At 52.7% G+C, this 26,014-nt stretch carries 22 protein-coding genes; 16 read left to right on the forward strand and 6 right to left on the reverse strand.

The window, feature by feature from the left end:
* Positions 1 to 4: 4 nt before the first annotated feature.
* On the reverse strand, positions 5 to 1,309 hold the full coding sequence (locus CCY01nite_RS13530; protein WP_186831041.1) for a DUF4270 family protein: 1,305 nt from the start codon (positions 1,307 to 1,309) through the stop codon (positions 5 to 7).
* Positions 1,310 to 1,592: 283 nt separating this feature from the next.
* On the opposite strand from CCY01nite_RS13530, the gene CCY01nite_RS13535 reads away from it, so the two are divergent.
* The 4 genes from CCY01nite_RS13535 (at position 1,593) to CCY01nite_RS13550 (ending at position 5,072) form a co-directional block, all read left to right on the forward strand.
* Entirely contained in the window at positions 1,593 to 2,612 is a 1,020-nt protein-coding gene (locus CCY01nite_RS13535; protein ID WP_146862400.1) for a Kelch repeat-containing protein, read from the forward strand.
* Complete coding sequence (locus CCY01nite_RS13540; RefSeq protein ID WP_186831042.1) at positions 2,605 to 2,928, forward strand: DUF4907 domain-containing protein; 324 nt, start codon at positions 2,605 to 2,607, stop codon at positions 2,926 to 2,928. The genes CCY01nite_RS13535 and CCY01nite_RS13540 overlap by 8 nt, the downstream gene beginning before the upstream one ends.
* 127 nt (positions 2,929 to 3,055) lie before the next feature.
* Positions 3,056 to 4,399, forward strand: coding sequence for a sensor histidine kinase (locus tag CCY01nite_RS13545; protein ID WP_186831043.1), 1,344 nt, complete (start codon positions 3,056 to 3,058; stop codon positions 4,397 to 4,399).
* Positions 4,377 to 5,072: a LytR/AlgR family response regulator transcription factor gene (locus tag CCY01nite_RS13550; protein ID WP_146862406.1), complete on the forward strand. Its 696-nt coding sequence runs from the start codon at positions 4,377 to 4,379 to the stop codon at positions 5,070 to 5,072. The genes CCY01nite_RS13545 and CCY01nite_RS13550 overlap by 23 nt, the downstream gene beginning before the upstream one ends.
* Before the next feature lie 69 nt (positions 5,073 to 5,141).
* On the opposite strand, the gene CCY01nite_RS13555 is transcribed toward CCY01nite_RS13550, so the two are convergent.
* A complete protein-coding gene (locus CCY01nite_RS13555; RefSeq protein ID WP_146862408.1) occupies positions 5,142 to 5,909 on the reverse strand; it encodes a DeoR/GlpR family DNA-binding transcription regulator in 768 nt (255 codons plus the stop codon).
* A gap of 371 nt (positions 5,910 to 6,280) precedes the next feature.
* Here CCY01nite_RS13555 and CCY01nite_RS13560 point away from each other — a divergent pair, with 371 nt between their 5' ends.
* The 5 genes from CCY01nite_RS13560 to CCY01nite_RS13580 all read left to right on the forward strand — a co-directional run bounded on the left by CCY01nite_RS13560 (position 6,281) and on the right by CCY01nite_RS13580 (position 14,140).
* Positions 6,281 to 7,537, forward strand: coding sequence for an MFS transporter (locus tag CCY01nite_RS13560; RefSeq protein ID WP_146862410.1), 1,257 nt, complete (start codon positions 6,281 to 6,283; stop codon positions 7,535 to 7,537).
* A gap of 12 nt (positions 7,538 to 7,549) precedes the next feature.
* Positions 7,550 to 8,953, forward strand: a complete 1,404-nt coding sequence (locus tag CCY01nite_RS13565; protein ID WP_146862412.1) for an FAD-dependent oxidoreductase — start codon at positions 7,550 to 7,552, stop codon at positions 8,951 to 8,953.
* Between the two features lie 101 nt (positions 8,954 to 9,054).
* The gene (locus tag CCY01nite_RS13570; RefSeq protein ID WP_146862414.1) at positions 9,055 to 9,972 is read left to right on the forward strand and encodes an endonuclease/exonuclease/phosphatase family protein; all 918 of its coding nucleotides are present in this window, start codon (positions 9,055 to 9,057) and stop codon (positions 9,970 to 9,972) included.
* Positions 9,973 to 10,044: 72 nt separating this feature from the next.
* Positions 10,045 to 12,081 carry an ATP-binding protein gene (locus CCY01nite_RS13575; RefSeq protein ID WP_146862416.1) on the forward strand — a complete coding sequence of 679 codons (2,037 nt, stop codon included), beginning with the start codon at positions 10,045 to 10,047 and terminating at the stop codon, positions 12,079 to 12,081.
* Between the two features lie 112 nt (positions 12,082 to 12,193).
* Complete coding sequence (locus tag CCY01nite_RS13580) at positions 12,194 to 14,140, forward strand: PAS domain-containing hybrid sensor histidine kinase/response regulator (RefSeq protein WP_146862419.1); 1,947 nt, start codon at positions 12,194 to 12,196, stop codon at positions 14,138 to 14,140.
* Positions 14,141 to 14,419: 279 nt separating this feature from the next.
* Here the strand turns inward: CCY01nite_RS13580 and CCY01nite_RS13585 are convergent, their stop codons facing one another.
* From CCY01nite_RS13585 to glmM, 4 genes are all read right to left on the reverse strand, one after another.
* On the reverse strand, positions 14,420 to 15,547 hold the full coding sequence (locus tag CCY01nite_RS13585) for a cysteine desulfurase family protein (RefSeq protein ID WP_146862422.1): 1,128 nt from the start codon (positions 15,545 to 15,547) through the stop codon (positions 14,420 to 14,422).
* A 116-nt stretch (positions 15,548 to 15,663) separates the two neighbouring features.
* Positions 15,664 to 16,128 (reverse strand): RES family NAD+ phosphorylase, encoded by a 465-nt coding sequence (locus tag CCY01nite_RS13590; protein ID WP_146862426.1) that lies wholly within the window; start codon positions 16,126 to 16,128, stop codon positions 15,664 to 15,666.
* A complete protein-coding gene (locus CCY01nite_RS13595; protein ID WP_186831044.1) occupies positions 16,128 to 16,580 on the reverse strand; it encodes an Xre family toxin-antitoxin system antitoxin in 453 nt (150 codons plus the stop codon). Before CCY01nite_RS13595 ends, CCY01nite_RS13590 begins: the two co-directional genes overlap by 1 nt.
* Before the next feature lie 110 nt (positions 16,581 to 16,690).
* On the reverse strand, positions 16,691 to 18,073 hold the full coding sequence (gene glmM / locus CCY01nite_RS13600; RefSeq protein ID WP_146862432.1) for a phosphoglucosamine mutase: 1,383 nt from the start codon (positions 18,071 to 18,073) through the stop codon (positions 16,691 to 16,693).
* A 142-nt stretch (positions 18,074 to 18,215) separates the two neighbouring features.
* Between glmM and CCY01nite_RS13605 the strand changes: the two genes are divergently transcribed.
* The 7 genes from CCY01nite_RS13605 to flxB are packed head-to-tail and all read left to right on the forward strand — an operon-like array spanning position 18,216 to position 25,994.
* Positions 18,216 to 20,243 (forward strand): LTA synthase family protein, encoded by a 2,028-nt coding sequence (locus CCY01nite_RS13605; RefSeq protein ID WP_146862435.1) that lies wholly within the window; start codon positions 18,216 to 18,218, stop codon positions 20,241 to 20,243.
* Positions 20,244 to 20,252: 9 nt separating this feature from the next.
* A complete protein-coding gene (locus CCY01nite_RS13610; RefSeq protein WP_146862438.1) occupies positions 20,253 to 21,008 on the forward strand; it encodes a class I SAM-dependent methyltransferase in 756 nt (251 codons plus the stop codon).
* Entirely contained in the window at positions 21,001 to 21,576 is a 576-nt protein-coding gene (locus CCY01nite_RS13615; RefSeq protein WP_146862441.1) for a phosphatase PAP2 family protein, read from the forward strand. The genes CCY01nite_RS13610 and CCY01nite_RS13615 overlap by 8 nt, the downstream gene beginning before the upstream one ends.
* A complete protein-coding gene (locus tag CCY01nite_RS13620) occupies positions 21,573 to 22,304 on the forward strand; it encodes a ZIP family metal transporter (protein ID WP_146862444.1) in 732 nt (243 codons plus the stop codon). Before CCY01nite_RS13615 ends, CCY01nite_RS13620 begins: the two co-directional genes overlap by 4 nt.
* 23 nt (positions 22,305 to 22,327) lie before the next feature.
* Positions 22,328 to 23,614 (forward strand): hemolysin family protein, encoded by a 1,287-nt coding sequence (locus CCY01nite_RS13625; protein ID WP_146862447.1) that lies wholly within the window; start codon positions 22,328 to 22,330, stop codon positions 23,612 to 23,614.
* Between the two features lie 37 nt (positions 23,615 to 23,651).
* Complete coding sequence (flxA, locus tag CCY01nite_RS13630) at positions 23,652 to 25,223, forward strand: flexirubin biosynthesis tyrosine ammonia-lyase FlxA (protein ID WP_146862450.1); 1,572 nt, start codon at positions 23,652 to 23,654, stop codon at positions 25,221 to 25,223.
* Positions 25,224 to 25,265: 42 nt separating this feature from the next.
* Positions 25,266 to 25,994, forward strand: coding sequence for a flexirubin biosynthesis SDR family reductase FlxB (flxB, locus tag CCY01nite_RS13635; RefSeq protein WP_146862453.1), 729 nt, complete (start codon positions 25,266 to 25,268; stop codon positions 25,992 to 25,994).
* Positions 25,995 to 26,014 lie beyond the last annotated feature (20 nt).

The following is a 26,014-nucleotide window of genomic DNA, read 5'->3' on the forward strand; positions in this document are numbered from 1 at the left end:
CGGATTATTTGTATAAGAGATAATAGACTTTCAGCTGCGCGCGGTATTTGGTATTTTCCCCGTCGCCGATCACCAGCCTGTTAAATGTCGTATAGTAGTCACCGTTATTGGGAATGAAAAGCAGGCCCCGGTAGGTATAGGTGTTCATATCAGACAGCGCGCGGCAGTATTCCGTTACGTCATATACATACGCGGTGTTTTCCGGGTTGAGGAAATCCACCTGCATGTTGCCGTACTGGGTGCCGTATTCGCTGAGCAGCGTGTCGCCCTGCGCTACGTAATGCAGGTTGTCCGCCGGGCAAAGCGTCATCATCGGCGGCATCGCATAATCCGAATAGGTGCCGAGAACGGGCCTGAGCACGAGTTCCGCGCGCATGATCCGGCCGTATTTGCCCAGCTCCTGCAATGCGGGAATGCCGGGGAAGTCCATCCGTGCAACGGTGCGGGTAATGCTTTGCACATAAGCCTGGCTGGCGGTGGAGGTGGTGGGCAGGCCGGCGGGCCCGGTGGTGAGGGATTCCAGCGGAGTGCCGGAGCGGTCTGATTGTATTTCATTGAATTGCAGTTCCGCATTCGTCATTTTAAAATCGAAATATTTCTCTTCCACTTCCGTAGTGCTGATATGATAATGCAGGCGGATGTACAGGCTGGTATCCATGGCCTGGAAGCCGAACACCGCGCGGTTGTTGTTGCCGCGCACCGCCATCCCCTTAAAATATTCCGCAAAATGATCTTCTGTTGAAACTTCCTGCACCTTGTTCCGCAGCATGTCGAACAGCTCCCGCCCTTTTACATCGCTCAGGCGGATATGCAATTGCTCTCCCAGAACGGGACGGACGATCATGCTGGTATCCGCCCAGGGCATGTTCTCTATTGTGAATTGCTGGTGACTGAACAGCCGGTAATAGTCCGTCGGCAGTTCCAGCTTTTGCGCCAGCTTGTACACCCGGAACTGCTGCGGCACAAGCGTATCGCCATACCAGTAGCCGTTCGGCCGCATGATGAGTTCTATGGAATCGTATTCCGCGCGAATGTCTACTTCACGTTCCGGCGGCAGCGAGATCCTGAAATAGGTGCCGGCGTCCAGCCTACCGAAGACAGGGTCCATATACCCGCCGGTCAGCGCAGTGGCCGTACCGGATGTAGGAATGGAATCGAGCTGCACGGTGCGCATCTGGATAGTGAAGGTATCCAGTAAAGTATACTGCACATCTTCCTCATTCGTTGAATTATCGTAACTGAATCCGCTTTTTTCACAGGCAGAGAACAGCAGGAGGGCTGTGGCTGCAACAAGCATCGTCCTGAACATGAAGCAATGGTTTTGTACTTGCATAGATGCGCAATGATAATCACGAAGGTTTTGCCCGGTGTGGCGTAATATGCCAATTCCATCTTTTTATCGATGAGCTGATAGATCACATCGTTAGTTGCCATTTTAAGGCTGATCAGGGCCATTTTTCGCTAAAAGCATAAAATCGCTTATTGGCCGATTAAAAAGCGATATTCATCCTGCTGCAAGCCCTGTCCGTCTATTTTATATTAACCCTAACAGTTACCCGGATAATTTTGGCGGTGACAAAAAAAACAATTGTATGCAGAATGCAAGACACTATTGTTGGATACTGGCGGGCCTGCTGGCTGCATGTTCCAATAACGATGATGATGATGATTTCATCGGAAACTGGATTGAGAGATCCGAGCTGGCGGGCAAACCCCGTTCAGAAGCAGTCGCTTTTGTGATCAACGACACGGCTTATGTAGGAACAGGGTTTGACGGAACGGATTACCGGCGTGACTTCTGGAAGTACGCCAACAATGGCGGATGGATCACGCAGATCGCTGAACTGCCTGCCGCTGCCGCGGCGCGGAGCAGCGCGGTGGCTTTTGTGATCGACAACATTGCGTATGTGGGCACGGGTTTCGATCGCTATAACGAGCTGAACGATTTCTGGGCCTATTCTCCCGCTACCGGCCAGTGGGTAGAGAAAGCCCGCCTCGTGGATCCGAATCCGTCCATCGATCTTTCCCGGAAAGATGCCGTGAGCTTTGTACTGAAAGGTAAAGGGTACATTGCATGCGGTAACGACGGCGGCGCGTTGAAAGATGTATGGATGTATGATCCGGCAGCGGACAAATGGACCAGCAAGAATACCTTCGGCGGCGCCAAACGAACGGATGCCGTGGCTTTCGTGATCGGCGAAAGGGCTTACATCTGTACCGGTACCAACAACAGCGAGCTGAAGAATGACATGTGGGAATACAATCCCGATACGGATATATGGACGGAGAAACGGAAGATCTCCGATGCCACGGATGAAGATTTTGATAACGACTATGATGTTCCGCGCAGCGGAGCCGTTGGCTTCGTGCTGAACAACAAAGGCTATGTAGCCACCGGCACGAAAGGCGGCCTGTCTTTACAAACGTGGGAATACAACGCGGTAGATGATACCTGGACCCGGCGCACCGACTTCGAAGGGCCCGCCCGCACCGCGGCGGTGGCTTTCGTACTGGGCGGCAAGGCTTACGTTTGCGCGGGCCGTACTTCCTCGCTTCCGCTCGATGATCTTTACCAGTTTGATCCGCTTGCAGCATATGATGAAAATGACTAAACGATTCCGTCGCTTCGTGATATGGACTACGCCGCTGGCAGCAGGGTTGGTATTGCTGACCGTTTTTTCCGGCAGGGAAAAGCAACTGCTCCGGCTGGCGCCGGTCCAGACCCTATACGGATGGGGTTATCAGATCACGATAGATAACAAGCCGTTCATCCACCAGGACTGCATTCCCGCCATCCCGGGATATCAGCCGTTCCGCAATAAGGAAGATGCCATGCGGGTGGGATCGCTGGTGGTCTACAAGATCCGGCATAAGCTTTCTCCTGCTGTTACCCGCCGTGAGCTGGACAGTCTGCGCATTCAACTTTAACACTTGCTTAATAGTTGGAAGGTTCTTTTAACACTTGTTTAAGAGTCTTCTGATGTATGTTTACCGCCGATTAGCACCTATGCTCAATATCAGGAATATATTCAGGAACAAGCTTGTGATTATCTCCATGCATCTGATCGCATGGCTCTGTCTTTTCCTGTTTCCTTTCTTTGTTTACCGCATCCAGGTGCAGGATCATTCCTTCTATATTAAGGAAGCGATCAACACGTTATTTCTCATCGGTATATTTTACCTGAACGTATACGTGCTGATACCACGGTTCTTTACGCTGAAGCGGATCGGTATCTACATCATGTATGTGTTGCTGCTGATCGTTTTTATTGCCTTGCAGCAGGCGGTGGTGGAATATAAATTCATGACCGCGATGATGGAAAAGAGCGGCCCTTTCCAGCGGGTAAAGCTGGCGGCGGGCGGCCGGGCGCTTTTTTCGCGGCCGGCGCATTTTTCGATCTCCACACCGGCTACGGGACTTGTAACATTCTCCGATCCTCCCGCGTTACCGGAAAGGGATATTGCCATGCTTCAACGGGATATGGCGGTGTTGTCCGACTCCGCGGCGATGGCGAAGGAAGACAGCATGCTGACGCAGCATATTTTTTCTTGGAGGAAAAGGTTGTTTGCAGACTGGCGGAATCAGCGGCCGAGGATCAGGGTGCTGCGGGATTCATTCGGTGAAACAGCGATAGCCGCGCATCCCCTGGAGGATTCGATCTTTTTACGGCGTTTCTTTTTCCCGGAGATGTTGCGCAAATCAGCCGTATTCGCACTGCTGATGCTGTTCATGAGCGGCTTTATCAAGATCGCGCTGGAATGGTTCAAGAGTGAAAAACAGCGGGAAGCTTTGAAGGTGGCCAATTTGAATGCGGAGCTGAAGTTCCTGAAATCACAGATCAATCCGCATTTCCTGTTCAACAGCCTGAACACGATCTATTCGCTGGCGCACCGCCGGTCGCCGGAAACGGAGCATGCCCTGGTGAAGTTGTCCACCATCATGCGTTATATGATCTATCAAAGCAATGAGGACAAAGTGGCGCTGGAAAAAGAACTGCGCTACCTGCAGGATTATATCGACATACAGCGTTTGCGCATGACGCGCCAGGTGCCGGTGGAGTTTACCGTGGAAGGCAGCGCAAACGGACTTGAAATAGCGCCGATGCTGCTGATACCATTTGTGGAGAATGCCTTCAAGCATGGCATCAGTATAAAAGAGCCGGCATTCATTAACATCCGCATTGATATTTCGGCGGAGGGCGTATTGCACCTTGTGGTGCGCAACAGATTATTCAAACAGCGCGTTTCAGAAAAAGGCGGCGTAGGATTGACGAATGTGCTCAAAAGATTGAGCCTGTTATATACAGATGCACACACCATAACTGTCAGAGAGCATGGAGACGAATTTATTGCTGACCTTAAAATTGCGCTGAAACATGATGAAGTGTTTAGCTCTTGATGACGAGCCGCTGGCTCTGGAGATCATCGAAGATTTTGCCAAACGGGCGCCTTTTCCCATGCAGATCCGTACGTTCGAGAATGCCGCGCTGGCGCTCCGTTATTTGCAGGAAGAAACGGTGGACCTGATCTTCCTTGATATCAAAATGCCCGATATTACCGGCATTCAGTTCCTCAAATCGCTGAAGCATCCGCCGATGGTGATCTTCACCACGGCGCACGAGGAATATGCGCTGGACGGTTTTAACCTGGATGTGGTGGATTACCTGCTCAAGCCTATACCATTCGAGCGTTTTATCCGCGCCGTCACCAAGGCGCATGAATACATGTCCGTTTCGCAGCCGAAAAGCCAGGCGGATAATGACTACATCTTCGTAAAAACAGAATACAAGATCATCAAGATCAATCTTGAAGATATCCTTTACATTGAAGCGCTGAAAGACTATATCAAGATCTATACACAACACCAGCCTGTGCTTACGCTGAAAAGCCTGAAAGCGTTCGAGAGCCGTTTACCGAAAGACAAGTTCATCCGCGTGCACCGCTCATACCTCGTGGCGATGAACAAGATCAACTCTGTGGAAAAGAATACGGTGATGATCGCCAATCAGTCCATTCCCATCAGTGAAGGTTACCGGGACAGGTTCTATGATGTGGTGGCGAAGTATTCCTGAAACAGGCAGCCGCTGCAGCAAGATCCCCGGTTTGGCCGGAAAGGCTGTAACTCAAGGTAATCCGTTCATTCAGTCTGCAATGATGACCTGAACGCCGCTTTGTTCGATCTCTTTCACCATGCCGGGGTCAACGCCCGCGTCCGTAATGATATAATCCACTTCGCCGAGATGGCAGATCCGGCCAACGCCGCGGCGCCCGAACTTGGAGCTGTCCGCCAGCACGGCCACGGTTTGAGATACGCTCATCATTTTCCGGTTCAGGCTGGCTTCAGACATATTGGTGATGGAAAGCCCGTGCTTCGCGTCGATGCCGTCGGCACCGAGGAACAGCAGGCCGCAGGAAAGGCCGTCGAGTACCATCTCTGTAAGGTCGCCGGAAGATGAAGACGAATTGCGGTGGATGAGCCCGCCGAGTTGCAGGATTTCCACATTGGCGCGGTTGCATAATTCCAGGGATACTTTCAGCGCGGGCGTGATTACGGTGATCCTTTTTTGGGGAGAAAGGCAGCGGGCCAGCTCAAAGACCGTGGTGCCGGACCCGATGATAACGGAATCATTCTGCCCGATGAGGCGCAGCGCCGCCCGGGCGATCTTTTTCTTTTCTTCCGACCTGATGCGTTCTTTCTGATTGATGGGCCTTTCGACGGTGTAAGGGCTGGTGATGGAAACGCCGCCGCGGATGCGGAACAGCAGGTTCTTTTCCTCCAGCAGCTTCAGGTCCTTCCGCACCGTGACGCCGCTTACCCGCATGTCTTTCACCAGCTCCGGGATGCTTACTTTTCCTTTTTGCTTTAATTTCTTCAGAATGAATTCGTGCCTTTGGGTAATTGTCTTCATATCGTCGGCATAAAAGTACCGTCATTTAAAAAGACTTACAAAATAATAATGTTAGCCCTGAAAATCGACCTATTTTACTTTTATATGCTTTAAATATGTTTAAATTAGCTTAATAATATTTAATTTTCTTAAATTTGGATCGGTAAGATTCCACAGCTTTGCCACCACGAAACAAGAAAAACGTTATGAAGAAACACGCATGGATTCCCCATACCTTGTTCGCCTGCTTCCGGTGCCTGCCGGAAACGCTGCCGGAGCTTTTACCGGAATTTCGGCCGGAGAGAAAAGCGCCCGCCCGCCGGTCGCGGAACATCTTCCCCCGCGCAGGGAATTATTCGATGAATTTACTGTTGAACGGAATCAGGATATAGATGGAAGAACAGCAAAACGGCGGATGGTTCGATGAAAAACGCCGCTGGTTCATTGTGGCGGTCATATTTTTAGCGATCGTGTTCAATTATGTGGACCGGCAGATGGTGTCGATCCTGAAACCTTTGCTGAAACGTGAGTTCAGCCTGGATGACAGCGGATACGCATGGATCGTAAATATTTTCACGATCTGTTATGCCGTGATGTACCCGGTTTCCGGGTGGCTCGTGGATAAATTCGGTGCGGGAAAGGTGATGTTCTACAGCATCATTGTGTGGTCCGTTGCCAGCATTGGCGGCGGACTTTCAAGGACTGTCGGGCAGTTCGGGTTCTTTCGTGGTATGCTGGGCGTAGCGGAGCCCGCCAATTTTCCCGCGCAACTGAAAACCGTTACCATCTGGTTTTCCGGCCGCGTGCGCGCCACGGCAAACAGTTTATGTGTAGCCGGCAGCTCTATCGGCGCTATCATTGCGCCGCCGCTGATCGCCTGGCTCACCTTATCGTTCAACTGGAAAACAGCATTTTTCGTTTGCGGGATGACGGGCTTGCTGATCGCCATCTTATGGAAAGCCGTATACCGTGATCCTCCTCCCGGCATAACCCCTGAGGCTACGGAAACTTCTGCCGGCACGGCAGCTTTTAGCTGGTGGGGATTGTGGACCATAAAAAGCCTCTGGGGCATTCTTTTAATACGTTTTTTCAGCGATCCCGTCTGGTATTTCTGCCTGTTCTGGCTGCCGGGTTATTTGCAGGAAGGGTCGGGGCTTAGTCTTGCGCAGGTAGGTATGGTGGGCTGGATACCTTTCCTGGTGGCGGATCTGGGCAGCATCGGCACTTCCGCGTGGTCGGACAGAATGGTGCGCATGGGCATGCAGCCTTTGCGCGCGCGCAAGGTCATGCTAACGGTGATGGCTGCACTGGCGCCGTTGTGCATGCTGGTAACCTATCTCCCGGGTGTTACCGGCACTTTGATCGTGTTCAGTCTTGTGGCCGTGATGGCGCTTAGCTGGCTGTTCACGGTGAGCGTGGTGGTGGCGGAAGCGTTTCCCGTGCAGAACGTAGCAAGCGTACTGGGCATCGCCGGGGGATTCGGAGCGCTCGGGGCAGTACTGTTCAACTACTTCGTAGGGCAGGTGATCGGCAGCCTCGGTGCGGAAAAGATATTTATGTTGATGTCCGTCATGCACCCGCTGGCAGCGCTGGTATTATGGACGATGGTGCGGAGGGAGCATCCGGAGAAAAATAAGTCTTTACATTAACTACATACTTGTATGAACAATCATCATGATGTTATTACCGAACCGGCGAAGACGATACCCGTGCGTGCGCAGGTGGACATGCTGGTAGTGGGTGGCGGCCCCTCGGGCATTATCGCGGCGCAGGCAGCGGCGGAAGACGGCGCAAAAGTAATGCTGGTAGAAAGCAGGAGCTTTGTTGGCGGAAACATGACCATCGGCCTGCCCATCCTCGGTTTCCTCGGGCAAAAAGGCAACCAGATCATCAAAGGGCTTCCGCAAAAGCTGATCGACAAACTGAAAGAACGCAACGCCGCCAGCGAGCACCGCCCTTGTCCCCTGCACATGAGCCTCACACTGGTGGAGCCGGAAAGTGTGAAAACAGTCGCGCTGGAAGCGCTCGTGGAAAGCAAGGTGGAAGTACTCTTCTATGCATTCTGCGCCGGTGTTGTGATGGAAGGAGATGAGCTGAAAGGCATCATCATCGAAAGCAAGGCCGGCCGTGAAGCCATCCTCGCAAAGGTGATCATCGATTGTTCCGGCGATGCCGACGTAGCTTACAGGAGCGGTGTTCCCTGCGAATACGGCAATGAACAGAACGGCGTACAGCCGCCAACGTTAATGTTTTGTCTTGGTGGCGTAGACACCGAAAAGCTGCGCCTCAGCGTAGCGCAGGAACCGAGAACTTACCTGACGGATTTTATTCCCGCGGAGTATTTCGGGCAGAACAACCAGTTCGTGCTCGTGGGCATGCGTAACCTGGTGCAGCAGGCGCAGGCTGCCGGCCTTACGCTTACTACGGAAAGAACGATCCTCATCACCGGTCTTCGTAAGGGTGAAGTATGGGTGAACATGACGCGGGTGAACGGCGTGAACGGTACGGACCCCGAAAGCCTTACCCACGGAGAGATAGAAGGCCGCAGGCAGATATACGACATTCAGCGTTACCTGACAACATACGTGCCGGGCTTTGAGCAGGCGTACTTTCTGAAGACCGCTCCGTTCCTCGGCATTCGTGAAACAAGGCGCATCAACGGACACTACACCATGACGCGCGAAGATATCATGAGCTGCCGTCATTTTGACGATGCCATCGCCGTCGCCAGCTATCCGCTGGACATCCACCATCCGCAGGGCGGCGGCTGTACGCTGGAATGGTGCGGTGACTGCTACGACATTCCCTACCGCTCGCTCATCCCGCAGAAAGTTAAAAACCTGATCGTTGCGGGCCGCTGCATTTCTGCCACACATGAAGCGATGTCCGCCATCCGCGTAATGGCGCCATGCATGGCGATGGGCGAAGCGGCCGGCCGGGCCGCGAAGATGGCGGTGCAGGAAGGTGTACAGCCTGCGGATATCAATGTATCGAAATTGCAGCAGGAATTGCTGGCGAAAGGGGCGTATCTCCGCACGCCGGTTGCTTCAGTTGTAAATAGCTAGGTTATTATCCGGCTTCGAAGCAAGCACCATCGTTTTTTCAGCAGAACATCTGTTGTTTCGCATTTTTATAAACAGGTAGCTGCCGTTTATTCTTTCTTGTTATGACAGTAAACCAATTGCCCCGCAGGGGCTTTATAAAAGGATTAGGGGCAGCCTCCCTGCTGCCCTTTCTTCCGGAGCTGGCCTGGTCCGCTGCACCGGCGGTGCCCGCTTCCCACCGTGTACTTTCCTGCAACATCCGCGTGGCGCTCCCTGAAGATGAAGTGAAAGGCGTTGGCTGGCCAGACCGGAAAGAGATGTGTATAAAGATCATCAAAGAGCAACGGCCGGATATCGTTTGTTTCCAGGAAGTGCTGAAAGTGCAGGCCGAAGATATCAGGAAAGCCTTTCCGAAGCACTGCCTGTTCGGGTTCGATGGTCCTGAAATGGATGCGCACCTTGCCGGCTATCACGGCATCGCCAAGAACCCTGTGCTCTTTTCCACGGAACGTTACGAGCTGCTGGCCGGCGGTTGCTACTGGTTGTCCGAAACGCCGCTGGTAGCCGGCAGCATGTCATGGGGCACCGCGCGCGCCCGTCACGCTAACTGGATACGTTTGCGGGAACGGAAAACAGGTAAGGAATTCCGCGTCATCAACCTGCATCTCGATCATGTGTCGGCGGAAGCCAAATTGCAGCAGGCAAAAATGGTCGTGGAAGAATGCAATCAATATCAGCCTGATTTCCCCCAGCTGCTGGCAGGCGATTTCAATTCACGCGCATCCGGCCGCGTATTTGAACCGGTAAGAGCCGCAGCATGGACGGACAGTTATGCCGCCGTTCATGGTGATAAAGACCCCGGATATACCGCGCACGCATTTGAAGGCGCGAACTATGCGAAGGGCATTAACAAGGGAAAGATCGATTTTATTTTTTACAAAGGTCCTGTAAAGGCGCTCGCCGGCAGGATCATAAAAGATACCGTAAACGGAAAATACCCGAGCGACCATTATTTTCTCTCGGCAGACCTGGCGATTTGAATTATAACATGGGAATGGCTGAAATCCCTGTTTTCCTTATATTTAGGAAGGGAAGTCCATATCCCATTGAATATGCGTATACATTTGTTGTCTGTTATCGCCCTGGCCGCCTGCACTTCGCCGGATCGTGAAATACTGGAGCACCCAGGTTATTTCGATACTGTCTTTCACCGGGCGGATAGCATCGGGCTGCATGACACGGAGGCATCGCTCGCCTATCTGGAAACTGCCTACGCCACATTCCCCCGTTCCACGAATGTTGATCTCTTCCGGAAATATGAATACAAACATATGTACCTGATCAGCAAGAAAAAAGATCTTGACCAGGCAATGGTGTATGCGGACAGCATGCTGTATGTGCTCCGCGACAAGGCGGTGCAGGAGCGTTATCCGCTGTATTACGGCCGCGCCCTGCTTGCCAGGGGAGATGTGCTGCGGGACCAGAAAAAGTACAACGATGCCTATCCTTATTATTACCGTGGCCGCGAAGTCATTCAAAAGCTGCACGATACCTGCCTGTACCATGAATATGCCAGCCGTCTTGCATTGGTCTACTACCGGCAGGGAAAATTCTCCGAGGCCGCCCGTTATTTTATAGAGACCTTTCAGCGGCTTTCCTATTGTGATACGGGCAGTTTCAGTACTTTTTATACCCGGCAGGGCACGCTGGACAATATAGCGCTGAGTTATGAACGGGCCGGTGAAACGGACCATGCGCTGGCATTTTATGACAGCACCCTGCGGTTCATCGACAAATACGGCGCGAAGTTCCTGCATGTCCCGGAATACCGGAACGGGATAGACGCCGCTATTGGCGTGGTGTACGGCAACAAGGGCAATATTTTGCTGAAGCTCGGAGATACCCTCGGCGCGGAAACGCTCTACCGCAAAAGCATCGACATTAACCTTTCCGGAAAAGATGAGAAAGTGGATGCCCAGCTGACCATGGCCAAGCTCGCGGGGCTTTACCTGGCCAGTAACCGCCTGGCGGGCGCCCGCAATGTGTTACAGGAAATGAGGGCTTCGCTGGATAAGGTGCCGGGTACGGATATAGAGCTGCGCTGGCTTCACCTCCAGTGGCAGTACTATGAAAAAGCCGGGAAGCCCGGCCCCGCTTATGCGACGCTGATATCCTACACGAAACTGAAAGATTCCCTGAACACAGTTGCCATTACGCCGCCGGTAGCGGACATCCGCACGGAGTTCGAGCGTATGGCGCGGGAGTACCAGCTGGAAGTGCTGAAGAAGAACAACGAGCTGAAAACCGCGTACCTCATCATTATGATCTTTCTATCCGTCTCCCTGGTTCTGATCGCGCTGATGATATGGCAGAACTGGAAGAAATCACGCAGACATGTGGAAGATTTGAAGCGGTTGAACCAGCAGATCGTTACGCAGCACGAAAATATTAAAAGAAGCCTCGCTTCGCTGGAGCAAAGCCAGCAGGACAACTCAAGGATCATGAAGATCGTGGCGCATGACCTTCGCAGTCCCGTTGGCGCCATTCATGCCATGTCCGAACTCATGCTGGACAAGGGGCAGCCGGAAGAAAGGGATGCGGAGCTGCTGGAGCTGATTCACTCGTCCAGCGCCCGTGCCATGAACCTTATCTCCGATCTGCTGGTGCTGGATACCTCCATGCAGGGCCTTGAAAAAGAGATCGTGGAGATACACGTCGCGCTCAAATACTGCGTGGACCTGCTGCAATTGAAGGCCACGGAAAAGAATCAATGCCTTATTCTCCATGTGGAGCCGGTGCAGGTGCTGGCTTACCGCGACAAAATATGGCGGGTGTTCAGCAATCTCATTAACAACGCCATCAAGTTCAGTCCCGAAGGAGCCAGCATCGTTATCGCCCTGAAACGGCAGAACGGAACGGTCAGGATTTCGGTGCAGGATGAAGGCATCGGCATTCCGCAAAACCTGCGCGACAAAATATTCAGCCTGTCCGCCGAAGCGAAAAGAAAGGGAACGAAGGGCGAAGAATCCTTCGGGCTGGGCCTTAGCATATCCAAACAGATCATCGAAGCGCACGACGGAAAAATATGGTTTGAAACAGAAGTGGGAAAGGGCACCACATTCCATATCGAAATGAAAGCCTCTGCCTGACGGCATCTTGTTTATTTTCAAAAAAATATTTAGCTTCTCTCATGTTTGCAGCTTTATGCTGCAGGTTGTTTGTACCGGTTAACATTCCACTAACGAATGAAATACATTTTGCATGGACGATAGGCATATGCGGGAAGTGCTTGAGCTGGCCCCGATGGGAGCTTTCCTGTCTGATCTGGAAGGAAATTGTTTTTTTGTGAACAGGGAATGGATGTGCATGTCCGGCCTCAGCTTTGATGCCTCTCTCGGCAAAGGCTGGCTCGACGTTGTTCACGTGGAAGACCGGGAGAAGCTGGCAGCTTTCATGCGGCAGCATTTCAGGCATCCTTTTGATGTGCCGGATAACGGATTCAGGATACTGCATCCGCAACGCGGCATACGGCATCTTACGGTGAAAGTAAGGATACCGCTGGACGCAAACGGACAGCCGCTTTTTGTGACCGGCTATGTGCAGGACGTGACGGAAGAGCGGCTCAATATGTTGGGATTGCAGGAGCTGGCGGGCAATCTTGAACGGCTGAACCAGCTGCTGGACATCAGCCAGGAGATCAGCAAGGCCGGCGGATGGGAGCTGAACATCGCTACCGGAGAAGTGTTCTGGACCCGGCAAACCTATGCCATTTACGGGCTTCCGGGGAATTACGTGCCGACGTTGGATACCAGTCTTGATTTCTTTGATGAGCAAGACAGCGCGCTGATCCGGTCTACACTCGCGAAGTCCATGCAGGAAAAGACGGCGTTCATTTTTGAAGCAAAAACCACCACGCCGGCGGACGAAAGGAAGTGGGTGCGGGTGATCGGTGTGCCGTTTGTGAAAGATGGAGCGGTGCTGCGCGTGCGTGGCGCCATTATGGATATTACGGACCGGAAAGAAGATGAGCTGGCGTTGATCCGGGCGAAAGACAAAGCGGAAGATGCGGCAAAATCGAAGTCGGAATTTCTTTCCGTAATGAGCCACGAGATGAGAACGCCGCTTAACGGTATCATTGGTATTACTTCGCTGCTGCAGCGGGACCACACGCCTGAGCAGGCCGAATATATCAGCAACCTTTCCTTTTCCGCGAACCATTTGTTGCAGCTCATTAACGACATACTCGACCTTCACAAGATCGAAAGCCGGAACATGCGGCTTGAAAATACGGTAACGGATCTCCGGGAATTGCTGGAAAAGATCTTCGGGGAGTTCAGGCCGCTGGCGGAAGCAAAGAACATCCGGCTGAACAGCGGCATCCACCCCGGCGTTCCCGCGCAGGTGCTGGGTGATCCGCTGCGGCTTGGCCAGATACTGCATAACCTCGTCAGCAACGCTGTGAAGTATACGGAAGAAGGGGCGGTCACTGTTGCAGTGCATCCGCTGTCCGTTACGCCGCATAAAGCCACACTGCATTTTTCTGTGAAAGATACCGGCATCGGTATTCCGGAAGAGCTGCATGAAATTGTTTTCGAAAGCTTCCGGCAGGCGCAGCAGGCTTCTTTCCGGAAACATCCGGGCACCGGCCTCGGGCTTACGATTACAAAAAAGCTGATCGGGCTGCATAACAGCAGGATCTTCATCAACAGCAAAGCAAACGAAGGCGCGGAGTTTTATTTTGATCTGACGTTCGATCTTCCCGTGCAGCAAAGCGCTTCGCGCGGAACGGGCTGGTCTTCGGCCATAGCCGGGTATGAAAAGAAATTTGCCGGGATGAAGGTGCTTTTTGTGGAAGATAACCGTGTGAATGTGATCGTAGCGAAACGGCAGCTTGAGTATTTCGGGATCATACCCGATTGCGCGGAAAACGCTGCCGACGCGCTGGAACTACTGAAGCGCCATTCCTATCATATGGCCCTGCTCGACCTGCACATGCCGGAAATGGACGGATATGCGCTTGCGGACGTAGTCCGCAAGGAGTACCCGGATGTGCATATCGTGATCTTTACGGCGGACATCATGCCGGAGGTGCGGCCGAGGCTGGCGGCGATGGATATTCACGATATACTGAGCAAGCCATTTATGCCGCAGGAAATGCTGCATACGTTATTGAGGATCGCGGGGATGAAGTCGTTTCACCTGGGATGATCTGCGGTGCTTGTTGGTAAATGCTGCTGATGTTGATGAGGATCGCGGGGATGAAGTCGTTTCACCTGGGATGATCGGCGGTGCTTGTTGGTTAATGCTGCTGATGTTGATGAGGATCGCGGGGATGAAGTCGCTTCACCTGGGATGATTGCGGCGCTTGTTGGTAAATGCTGCTGATGTTGATGAGGCCGGCATTGAAGAAAAATGGCTGAAAAGAAAAAGGGTCTTACCAGATGCAGCTGCTTTTGATAAGACCCTTTTATATTTTCCGTGAATATTTTAGATCAGTTCTTTCAGTTTCTCCACCACTTTGTCTACTTCCTCACGGGTATTGTCCCTCGAGAACGAAAACCGCACGGCCACTTTATTCGGATCATTATTGATCGCGCGGATCACGTGTGAGCCTGCGTCTGCGCCGGATGTGCAGGCGCTGCCGCCGGAGGCGCAGATGCCGTTGATATCCAGGTTGAACAGCAGCATTTCGCTTTTCTCGGATTTCGGGAAAGATACGTTCAGTACGGTGTACAGGCTGCGTCCATGCAGGTCGCCATTGAAAGTAACGCCGGGGATGCTGGCTTCCAGCTGCTGTGCCATGTAAAGCCGCAGCTCGTTGATATAGCGGCTGTGCTCTTCATAGTGCTGTGTGGCCAGCTCCAGTGCTTTGGCGAAGCCAACGATGCCGTAGAGGTTTTCAGTACCGGCGCGCATGTTGCGTTCCTGTGAGCCGCCCTGCACATAGGGCGTGATCTTTACGTTCTCGTTGATGTAGAGGATACCTACGCCTTTGGGACCATGAAATTTATGCCCGGCGCCGTTGATGAAATGAACCGGTGTATTCCGCAGGTCAAAAGGGTAGTGGCCGACTGTCTGCACAGTGTCCGAGTGGAAAATGGCGTCGAACTCCTTACAAAGGTTGCCGACTGCATGGAGGTCCAGCAGGTTGCCGATCTCGTTGTTCGCGTGCATGAGGCTCACGAGGCATCTTTCTTTGGATTCCGATAACAGGCGGCGAAGGTCGTCCATGTCCACATGTCCGTCCGGCAGCAGCTTTACCCATGAAAGCTTCACTTCATCCCGGCAATGCACGTGTTCAACGGTATGGAGGGTGGCGTGATGCTCTATGGGAGAGCTGATGATATGACGGCAGCCGAGGTCGCGTACCGCGGCGTTGATGGCCGTGTTACTGCTTTCAGTGCCGCCGGAAGTAAAAAATATCTCTCCGGGATGGGCGTTCAGGATCTTTGCTACGCTCTTGCGGGCGGATTCAATACCGAGCCTGGATTCCCTTCCGTACGAATAAATGGAGGATGGATTGCCGAACTTATCGGTCATATAGGGCAGCATGGTATCCAATACTGCTTTGTCCAGCGGGGTGGTCGCTGCATTGTCGAAGTAAATTCTTTCCAAGTGGTGGTGGTTTGGTTTTTGATAAAAAGTGTCACAAATTTAGGGATTTCAGCACAAACAAGCAGAAGAATCAGGAGGAATGGCATCCTTTTCCAACCAGTCCCTGATAATACCAATTACTTGACCAGCCGTACATCCACCGGCAATTCCTCCACCGAAACGATCCGTATCAGCTCGTGGAACCCCGGGAACAAGGGATTCAGCAGGTAGTTGTTGTCTGACGGATTGATCGCCGACCTCACCTTTACCGCCAGGTATTTGCGGTCTTTCATCCACTGGTCGCCCATCTTCTTGTTCGCGAGATTACTGATCTCCAGCCAGTCTTCGGGATAATCCTGCTCCGGCAGCTCCCATACCAGTTTTTTATCCGCCGGCATCTCAATCGTTACGGTGTAAAGCGCCGGCGGCGTAAACTGCTGCTCAAAATGCACCAGGTTTTCCAGGTAGGCCAGTGAACTGTTCTCGCTGGTATACAGCATGTACGTTCCCGCACTGTTCCAGCGCCCGCCCTCCTTGTAGGCCCCCGTTCCCGAAAGGTCTTCCGCCCGTTTCGCCGATTTGACAATTCGATAGAGCTTCATCACGAGTACACGCCTTCTTCGATCCTGCCGAGAATATTATCTACCATGGCCAGCCCGGTTGGAATATAGAACAGGTCTACGGGTTTCGTGTTATTCAGCGACCGGTTGCTGGCATTCAGCCAACCCTTCACCTTTTCCTCCGATTCAAATACCTCAAAGGCATGGTTCACCACTTTCGCCACTTCAATTACATGCGACGAAGTATGCCTGTCCAGCACTTCATCGTCTTTTTTTCTTTCGAGCGTTTTTACCGAAAGGTTCAGAATGTTTTCCGCAAAGTTCTTTTTAGTCATACCCATATAATTAATTAATGCATCTAACGACGCCTTTTTAACACCCTGGTTACTCAGCGCTATCAGGTCAAATTCAGACCTGATCCGCCGGTTGACAAGCCCCGCCCCGCCCAGCAAGTGCACAAGACCGGGTGCCTCGTATTGACTAGCATTCTTCATTCTGGACATATTACCCAAAGGTAAGGGTATTTTGTCGTACAAAAAAATCCCTCCCAAAAAAAAGACCGCACAGATCGCTCCGTACGGTCCACATACTTTATCAAACCGGCTTAAATGAACTCCTTGATATCCTGCATGATCTTCCGCGCAATATTGTCCGCCGTCGTTTCATTCTGGCTTTCCGCATAAATACGGATAATAGGCTCGGTGTTGGACGTGCGCAGATGCACCCAGTCCTTGTCGAACTCAATCTTCAGCCCGTCTTCGGAATTCAAAGGCTGGTTCTTGTATTTGCCCTTGATCTTCTCGAAAATAACTTTTACATCAATGCCTTTATCCAGCTCTATCTTGTTCTTGGATATAAAATAATCGGGATAGGAATTCCGCAGCGCCTTCATCTTCTTCTTTGAATGCGCCAGGTGGCTCAGGAACAGCCCGATGCCGATCAGCGCATCACGGCCGTAATGCAGGTCCGGCACAATGATGCCGCCATTGCCTTCACCGCCGATCACCGCGTTCACCGCTTTCATCTTCGTTACCACGTTCACTTCTCCCACCGCGGAAGGATGGTACTCCCCGCCGTTTTTCAGTGTGATGTCTTTCAGCGCCTGTGTGGAGCTCATGTTAGACACCGTATTGCCTTTGCGGTGCTTCAGCACATAGTCGGCCACCGCCACCAGCGTATATTCCTCGCCGAACATGCTGCCGTCCTCGCAAACGAAGCACAGGCGGTCCACATCCGGGTCCACTGCAATACCGAAATCGGCGGATGATTTATTCACTTCATTGGACAGTGCGGTCAGGTTTTCCGGCAACGGTTCCGGGTTGTGGGAGAACTTGCCGTTCACTTCCCCGAACAGCACCGTTACTTCTTCCACGCCCAGTGCTTTCAGCAGGGCGGGAACGTAAATGGCGCCGGTGGAGTTCACCGCGTCCACCACTACGGAAAAATTGTTTTCGCGGATAGCTTTCACGTCTACCAGCGGATAGTTCACCACCAGGTCGATATGTTTCTGCAAATAGGAATCGTCGCGCCGGTAAGTGCCCAACTTTGAAACATCTGCAAATACAAAATCTTCATTGGCAGCCAGCTCCAGCACTTCCGCGCCGTCAGCGCCGGAAATGAATTCGCCGTCTTTGTTCAGGAGCTTCAGCGCGTTCCACTCCCGGGGGTTATGGCTGGCTGTGAGAATGATCCCGCCCGCAGCCTGTTCCAGCTTCACGGCGATCTCTACCGTCGGCGTCGTGCTCAGGTCCAGGTCAACCACGTCAATACCCAGCCCGTTCAATGTAGAAACCACCAGGTTTTTGACCATTTCTCCGGATATGCGCCCGTCCCTGCCGATCACCACTTTCCTGTTCTCTGCATTCTGCTTTAGCAGCCATGTGCCATACGCGGCGGTGAATTTCACAACGTCCAGGGGTGAGAGCCCCTCGCCAGGTTTGCCGCCGATCGTTCCGCGAATACCCGAAATTGATTTAATCAGTGCCACAATTGTTGAATTTTTTAGGAAGGCAAAGATAACTGATTCGAAAATTATCGACCCTGTTAATTTGGCGCCCCGAAATGCGGACTGCTTCATTGTTGCATTTAGACTATCTTTGCAGCTACGTATAAAATTTTAAGAGAATATAATGAGTCCGATTTGGTCGCGCATTCCCAGGTATATCCGGTATATTTTCATGCAAACCTTGTACCTGTTTTGCTTTCTCATATTTTTCAGGCTTATCTTCTACGGCTTCTTTTTTGCCAGTCCGGTTAAAGATACCGGCGTTATCCTGAAGGCGTGGCGGCTGGGGCTCAAATTCGACCTCCGGCTGACGCTCATCCTGATGATCCCCATCGGCCTGATTGCGGTGATCGCGCGTGACCGCCTTTTCGGCACGAGCATCCTGCGGAAGATCAACTACGGCTATTTTTTCCTCGTATATCTTTTCCTGACCGTATTTTATGTGGTGGACCTGGGCCACTACAGCTACCTGGGCCTTCGCATAGAGCCCTCCGTTACCCGTTTCCTCGCTTCCGGCGAACGGATGACCAATGCCCGGATGATGTGGGAAAGTTACCCCGTTGTGTGGGGATTGCTGGGGATGGTGGCGCTGTTGCTCCTCGTCCGTTTTTCATACCGCCGCATTTTTCAGTGGTATGCACAGAAGGAGGGGACGTATGTACGCCCCTGGGGCTTCGCCGCCTGGGTCTTCCTGCTGGTGCTGCTCTTTGCCGGCGGCATTTATGGTAATTTCGCCTGGTTTCCGCTCCGCTGGAGCGAGGCCATGTTCACCCGCGACAATGCCGTGACCAGCCTGGCGCTCAACCCCGTGCTGTTCTACGCTACCAATATGAACATGGAGGAGGATACGTTCGACAAGGAAAGCACCCGCAAATATTATCCCTACATGGCCAGCTACCTGGGAGTGGACCAGTCCGACCCGCAGCAGCTGAACTTCGTGCGCACCGTGCCGGAGGACCCCACCAAACCCCGGCAGAACGTCATCATCGTGATGATGGAATCCGGCGGCGCGGCCATGATGAGCATGTTCAACAATCCCATGCAGGCCACGCCCAACCTGCAGGCGCTGGCGGACAACGGCGTGCTGTTCGAGAATTTTTACGTGCCCGCCATGAGCACCGCCCGCACGGTATTCGGCGTAACCACCGGCCTGCCGGACGTAGTGCGCAGCAAAACCGCCTCCCGCCACCCGCCGATCGTGGACCAGCGCATCATATTCGACCAGTTTACCGGTTACGAAAAATATTACCTGCTGGGCGGCAATACCAACTGGGCCAATATCCGCGCGGTGTTTACCAATAATGTGGACAGCATCCGGATCTATGAAGAAGGATATTATAAAGCTCCGAAAGCGGACGTATGGGGCGTATCCGACTACGACCTGATCACGGAAGCGGACGAGATATTCAAAGCGGCGCATGATCGCGGCAAGCCGTTCATCGCCTTCCTGCAAACCGCCGATAACCATGAACCGTATACGACGACGGAAGGCGCCGGAGATTTTAAAAAACTCACGGAAAAAGACATCGACCCGGAAAAATTCAAAGCCTCCGGCTTTGTGAACATCGACCAGTTCAACGCCCTCCGCTACCTCGATTATAACATCGGCCACCTGATGAAGCAGGCGGAGAAATCCGGGTACCTGGACAATACGATCTTCGTATTCTTCGGCGACCACAGCGCAAGGCTCAATGCTTTCAGCTTCATGCCCATCCCGGAATTTGAGCTGGGAACGTATGTGGACCATGTGCCCTGCATCATCTACAATCCCCGCCTGCTGGCGCCTCGCAAGGTTACGCGCGCGGGCAGCCTGCTGGACGTATATCCCACCGTGGCAAAACTCACCGGCATTCCCTTCAGGAACTACACCCTTGGCATGGACCTGCTGGATACCACGCAAACCCACGCCCGGTATGCGTTTGTGCAGTACGTAAAGAACATGGCGGGCCATATGGCCGTCATCAATGAGCACTATCTTTTCGAAGTGGACCAAAGTACCGATGAAGGCATGCTGTACGATCTGAAAGGCGATCCGCTGAAAAACATAAAACAGCAACTGCCGGAGCTTTCCCGCGATCTGGAGAACTTAACGCGGGGATTTTACGAAAGCACCCGATATTTGATGTTCAATAACAAAAAGCCTAAATACTAGCAACCGGGGATGGAAGTAGCGAAACAATGGTTCAAAGACTGGTTCAATTCTCCTTATTATCACCTGCTGTACAGCAACCGCGATGAGAAGGAGGCGGCTTCGTTCATCGACAAGCTGGTGGGCTATCTGCATCCCCTTCCCGGGGCGCTGATGCTGGATGTGGCCTGTGGCCGGGGGCGGCATGCCAAATACCTGGCGGATAAAGGCTTTTGCGTCACCGGCATCGATCTGTCGGAAGAAAGCATCGCCGCCGCCCGCAAGCTGGAAAACGAAAACCTCAGCTTTTTCCAACACGATATGCGCCTGCCCTTCCGCATCAATTATTTTGATGTGGTGTTCAATTTTTTCACCAGCTTCGGCTATTTCGAAACGCGCCACGAGAACGAAAATGCCCTGCGCACCCTCGCCAATTGCCTCAAACCGGGCGGCAGGCTGGTGCTGGACTATCTCAACAGCACCTATGTGGCAGCCCACCTCGTGCGGCATGAGGTGAAGGAAAAAGACCAGGTCGTATTCGAGATAGAAAGGGAAATGCAAAACGGCAAATTCCTCAAACAGATCAATATCCTCGATAAAAAGCAACTGCAACGCCTCAGCTATACGGAAAGTGTGAGCGCGTTCGGCAAACAGGACTTTGAAGAAATGTTCGCCATGCAGGGGCTTGCCATTACCGATATCTTCGGGGATTATCATTTCAATAACTTTGACGGGCAGCACTCGCCGCGGCTGATCCTCATCGCACAAAAACTGTCAGCGCATGAATGACCTGCTTTTATGGGACCTGAAGCTGTTCTTTTATATCAACAACAGGCTGACCAACGTTTTCCTGGACTTTGTACTGCCCTGGATGCGGGAACCCTATTTCTGGGCGCCGCTGTATCTTTTCCTGGGCGTATTTATCACATACAACTATAAATGGAGAGGCTTTTTCTGGATCGTGTTCTTCATTCTCACTTTTGCGATCACGGACCAGTCCAGCGGATTCATCAAAGAGCTCGTAGGCCGCCTGCGGCCCTGCCGCGACCCCAATATCGCGCAATATGTGCGCGTCATGGTCATTTATTGCCCGGGCAGCGGCAGCTTCACTTCTTCCCATGCGGCCAACCATTTTGGGCTTGCGATGTTTTCTTTTTTATCTTTAAAGCCGCAGATCGGTAAATGGGCCTGGTTATTCTTCGTCTGGGCAGCGGTGATCGGATATGCGCAGGTCTACGTGGGCGTGCATTATCCGCTGGACATCCTGGGCGGGGCGTTACTGGGTATTATGGCCGGCTTGCTGAGCGGCGGCTTTTTTCAACGAAGGATCAGACTGGAACTGGAACAGACATCATGAACTTGACATACCTCATACTTATACTGGCCGCCACGATCGGCGGGGGCATGATTCCCATGTTATTCAAAAGGATTCACCCCAACCTGCCCATCTACCTGCTGGCATTTACCGGCGCGTTTCTCTTTGGCGTCACCATCCTGCATCTGCTGCCCGAAGTGTTCCATACGCTGGACCATTCGGCAGGCATCTATATCGTGCTGGGCTTCTTTTTGCAGGTATTCCTGCAGCAGCTGAGCCACGGCATGGAACACGGCCATACCCATGTGCCCGGCGCAAACCATCAGCACGTGGCTATCCTGCCGCTGCTCATCGGTTTGTCCATTCACGCTTTCATGGAAGGCATTCCGCTGGGGTTTCATTATGAGGACAAGTCCGCATTGCCTTCGCTGATGCTGGGCGTGATGGCGCATAAAGTGCCGGAAGCACTCACATTGATCACCGTTATGCTGCATGCCGGGCAAAGCAGGGCCCGCCTGTGGCGCATTCTCATCCTTTTTTCCCTGGTAACGCCGCTGTCAGCCGTGCTGGCCGCGCAGTTGGGGGACCGCTTTCATGTTATCACCGATTCGCTGGTATACCTCGTGGCGCTGGTAGTTGGTGCCTTCCTTCACATTTCCACCACCATCTTTTACGAAAGCGGAACAAAACACCATGAGCTAAGCCGCCAGAAGGTGCTGGCGATCGCTGTTGGCATTACGCTGGCATTTCTTACACTGATATTTGAATAATTTTTTATTTTTAGGCTTATATTATGGAAGTCGTCATTATCCTCGTCCTTATTTTGCTCAACGGTATCTTCTCAATGGCGGAGATAGCCTTGGTTTCCGCACGAAAAGTGCGACTCGAAAATGCAGCCAGGCAAGGGGACGAAAAAGCCAAAGCAGCACTGAAATTATCCAACAATCCGGATACATTCCTGTCCACCGTACAGATCGGGATCACCCTCATCGGTATCCTCACAGGTTTGTACTCCGGTGAGCAATTAAAGGAGGATGTACAGGGATTCATCAATACATTCCCGCTTCTCGTTCCTTACAGCAACGGCATCGCCACCGCCATCATCGTGATCTGCGTCACCTATTTTACGTTGGTGCTGGGGGAGCTGCTGCCCAAGCGCATCGGTCTCGCCAATCCCGAGCGGATCGCCAAAGCCGTTGCGCAGCCGATGAACTTTATTTCCCGTATCACTTTCCCTTTCGTATGGTTGCTGAGCCGTTCCACCGCCGCGCTGGTCAGGCTTTTCGGCCTGAAAAGAGGGTCGGACAGCAATGTGACGGAAGAAGAGATCAAGGCCATCATCAATGAAGGCACTACTTCCGGCGCCATCGAGGAAACCGAGCAGGAGATCATTGAACGGGTGTTCCACCTCGGCGACCGCAACATCACGTCCCTCATGACCCACCGCACGGACATCGTATGGCTGGATGTCAGCGAAGACGTGGAAAGCTACAAACGCAAAATAAAAGCATCCCCGCATTCCGTTTACCCCGTTTGCGAAGGCCAGATAGATTCCATTAAAGGCATCCTCACCATCAAGGACCTCTATGCCGCCGGTAACGTAGCCGTGCTGAAAGACGTGATGAAGAAGCCCCTTTTCATTCCCGATAACAATACCGCGTACCAGGTACTCGAAAAGTTTAAGGAAACCCAGATACACGCCGCCTTCATCGTGGATGAATACGGCACCTTCCTGGGAATGATCACCCTGAACGACATCCTGGAAGCGATCGTGGGAGATATGCCGGAAACCGGGCAGGACGACTACAACATGGTGAAAAGGGAAGACGGCTCCTACCTGATCGACGCCCAGATACCCTTTTATGACTTCCTCAGCGAATTTGATATGGAAGACATGATGGCGGAATTTGAGCAGGAGTTCGATACGCTCGCCGGTTTCATTCTCCACCATCTTGAGCACATCCCGCAGACCGGGGAAAGGCTCGAATGGCGGAAGTTCACCTTCGAGATCGTAGACATGGACGCCCACCGCATCGATAAAATATTGGTAACGCCCCCTGCGAATATTGAAGAAGAGTAATAAATTTACACCACAATAAATAATTTAATCTAAACTAATGGTCGTACTAGGAAGTAAGATGCTTTCTTTGGATGAAGTGCATAGGGTGCTGTTTGGAGGGGAGGAACTGACGTTGGACGAAACAGCCGTACAGCAGGTGAATGATAACTTCGAGTTTCTCAGGAAATTCTCCGCAAAAAAACTTATCTACGGCATTAATACCGGTTTTGGCCCGATGGCGCAATACCGTATCAGCGAGGAAGATACTCACCAGTTACAGTATAATCTCATCCGCAGCCACAGCTCCGGCGCGGGCAAATGCCTTGCCCCGATCCTCACCAAAAGCCTGATGATCGCCCGCCTGAGCAGCTTTATGCAGGGCTTTTCCGGCGTGCATAAGGAAGTGGTGGTTCTCCTCCGGGACCTGATCAACCATAACGTGTACCCCTGTGTATATGAACACGGCGGCGTTGGCGCAAGCGGCGACCTCGTGCAGCTGGCGCACCTGGCCCACGCGCTGATCGGTGAGGGCAATGTGCTGTATGAAGAAGAGATCCGTCCCGCCGCGGAAGTGTATAAGCGGCTCGGCCTCAAGGCCATTGAAGTGCATGTACGCGAGGGCCTCGCCATCATCAACGGCACTTCCGCCATGACCGGCATCGGCCTGGTGAACATCATCGAAGCAAAGAAGCTCCTCCTGTGGAGCTGCGCGCTGTCTTCCATGATCAACGAAGTGGTGGAAGCCTTTGACGACCACCTCAGCTATGAGCTGAACGTTGTGAAGCGCCACAACGGCCAGAACAAGGTGGCGGAAATGATGCGCGGCATGCTGCGGGACAGCAAGATGATCCGCCATCGCCCCGATCATCTTTATAAAGAACTGGAAGAAGAAATTTTCAAGGATAAAGTACAGGAATACTATTCCCTCCGCTGCGTGCCCCAGGTGCTCGGCCCCATCTACGATACCCTGGTGCATGCCGAAGGCATCGTGGTAGGAGAACTGAACTCCGTTTCAGACAACCCGGTAGTGGACCACCGCGCCGGAAACGTGTTCCACGGCGGCAACTTCCACGGAGATTACATTTCCCTGGAAATGGACAAAGTGAAGATCGCCGTCACCAAGCTCTCGATGCTCAGCGAGCGCCAGCTCAATTACCTCCTGAACGACAAGCTGAACCACAAGTTCCCGCCGTTCATGAACCTCGGCAAGCTGGGCTTCAACTTCGGCATGCAGGGCGTACAGTTCACCGCTACATCAACCGTGGCCGAGAATCAGACGCTCAGCTTCCCCATGTACGTGCACAGCATTCCCAACAACAATGATAACCAGGATATTGTGAGCATGGGCTGCAATGCCGCGCAGATGACCTACAAGGTGATCGAAAACACTTTTGAAGTACTGTCCGTGCAGGTGATGACCCTGCTGCAGGCAGTGGACTACCTGAATTGCCAGGACCGCCTGGCGCCCTTCACCGCGAAGATCTATCAGGACGTGCGGGCGATTTTCCCTAAATTTATTGAGGATGCACCCCGTTACGCGGATATGCAGCAGATAAAAGCATATCTCATGCGGAACGAGCCGGTGATCGTGGAAACAGTGGAGAAAAAGAAAAAATCCACGGTTCACTGAAACGGCTAAACGGTTTTATCCGGCTATTAAAAAGACAAAAAGATGAAATGTGCTTTGATTACAGGCGGGTCCCGGGGAATAGGCAGGGCGGTATGCATCAGGCTGGCGGAACAGGGATATCACATCCTGATCAACTATAAAGGCAATACGGCCGCTGCGGAGGAAACCCTCGCTGCCGTGCGCGAAAAAGGGGCAGATGGCACCCTGCTGCAATTCAACGTCGGCAACGCCGATGAAGTGCAGCACGTACTCGGCGCCTGGATAGAAGCCAACAAAGACAAACAGATAGAAGTACTCGTTAATAACGCAGGCATACGGGAAGACATGATGATGTTCCAGATGAGCCATCATCAATGGAAAAATGTGATAGAAGCCAGTCTGGACGGCTTTTTCCACGTAACCCGGCAGGTGCTCACCGGCATGCTGCTGAAACGCTACGGACGCATTATTAATATGGTATCTTTGTCCGGGTTGAAAGGGACCCCCGGCCAGACGAACTACAGCGCCGCCAAAGCGGGGCTGATAGGCGCTACCAAAGCCCTCGCCCAGGAAGTCGCCAAGCGGAACGTGACCGTCAACGCCATCGCGCCGGGTTTCATCAGAACGGACATGACGGAAGGATTGCCGGAGAAAGAGCTGTCCGCCATGGTGCCCATGCAGCGTTTCGGTACACCCGAAGAAGTGGCCGAAGCAGTAGCGTTCTTCGCGTCCAGAGGCGCCTCCTACATCACCGGGGAAGTGCTGAACATCAACGGCGGCCTTTATTCCTGACGGATAGGGGGACCGCAGCA

It is taken from the genome of Chitinophaga cymbidii, assembly GCF_007992715.1.
Taxonomy (GTDB): domain Bacteria; phylum Bacteroidota; class Bacteroidia; order Chitinophagales; family Chitinophagaceae; genus Chitinophaga; species Chitinophaga cymbidii.

Coding starts and splice junctions, on each gene's coding strand:
- CCY01nite_RS13540 (WP_186831042.1), top strand. CDS start 2,605: ATGACTAAACGATTCCGTCGCTTCGTGATATGGACTACGCCGCTGGCA.
- CCY01nite_RS13570 (WP_146862414.1), top strand. CDS start 9,055: ATGACAGTAAACCAATTGCCCCGCAGGGGCTTTATAAAAGGATTAGGG.
- CCY01nite_RS13580 (WP_146862419.1), top strand. CDS start 12,194: ATGGACGATAGGCATATGCGGGAAGTGCTTGAGCTGGCCCCGATGGGA.
- CCY01nite_RS13575 (WP_146862416.1), top strand. CDS start 10,045: ATGCGTATACATTTGTTGTCTGTTATCGCCCTGGCCGCCTGCACTTCG.
- CCY01nite_RS13550 (WP_146862406.1), top strand. CDS start 4,377: ATGATGAAGTGTTTAGCTCTTGATGACGAGCCGCTGGCTCTGGAGATC.
- CCY01nite_RS13535 (WP_146862400.1), top strand. CDS start 1,593: ATGCAGAATGCAAGACACTATTGTTGGATACTGGCGGGCCTGCTGGCT.
- CCY01nite_RS13545 (WP_186831043.1), top strand. CDS start 3,056: ATGCATCTGATCGCATGGCTCTGTCTTTTCCTGTTTCCTTTCTTTGTT.
- CCY01nite_RS13565 (WP_146862412.1), top strand. CDS start 7,550: ATGAACAATCATCATGATGTTATTACCGAACCGGCGAAGACGATACCC.
- CCY01nite_RS13560 (WP_146862410.1), top strand. CDS start 6,281: ATGGAAGAACAGCAAAACGGCGGATGGTTCGATGAAAAACGCCGCTGG.
- CCY01nite_RS13615 (WP_146862441.1), top strand. CDS start 21,001: ATGAATGACCTGCTTTTATGGGACCTGAAGCTGTTCTTTTATATCAAC.
- CCY01nite_RS13530 (WP_186831041.1), bottom strand. CDS start 1,309: ATGTTCAGGACGATGCTTGTTGCAGCCACAGCCCTCCTGCTGTTCTCT.
- CCY01nite_RS13590 (WP_146862426.1), bottom strand. CDS start 16,128: ATGAAGCTCTATCGAATTGTCAAATCGGCGAAACGGGCGGAAGACCTT.
- CCY01nite_RS13595 (WP_186831044.1), bottom strand. CDS start 16,580: ATGAAGAATGCTAGTCAATACGAGGCACCCGGTCTTGTGCACTTGCTG.
- CCY01nite_RS13610 (WP_146862438.1), top strand. CDS start 20,253: ATGGAAGTAGCGAAACAATGGTTCAAAGACTGGTTCAATTCTCCTTAT.
- CCY01nite_RS13625 (WP_146862447.1), top strand. CDS start 22,328: ATGGAAGTCGTCATTATCCTCGTCCTTATTTTGCTCAACGGTATCTTC.
- CCY01nite_RS13605 (WP_146862435.1), top strand. CDS start 18,216: ATGAGTCCGATTTGGTCGCGCATTCCCAGGTATATCCGGTATATTTTC.
- CCY01nite_RS13620 (WP_146862444.1), top strand. CDS start 21,573: ATGAACTTGACATACCTCATACTTATACTGGCCGCCACGATCGGCGGG.
- flxA (WP_146862450.1), top strand. CDS start 23,652: ATGGTCGTACTAGGAAGTAAGATGCTTTCTTTGGATGAAGTGCATAGG.
- CCY01nite_RS13555 (WP_146862408.1), bottom strand. CDS start 5,909: ATGAAGACAATTACCCAAAGGCACGAATTCATTCTGAAGAAATTAAAG.
- flxB (WP_146862453.1), top strand. CDS start 25,266: ATGAAATGTGCTTTGATTACAGGCGGGTCCCGGGGAATAGGCAGGGCG.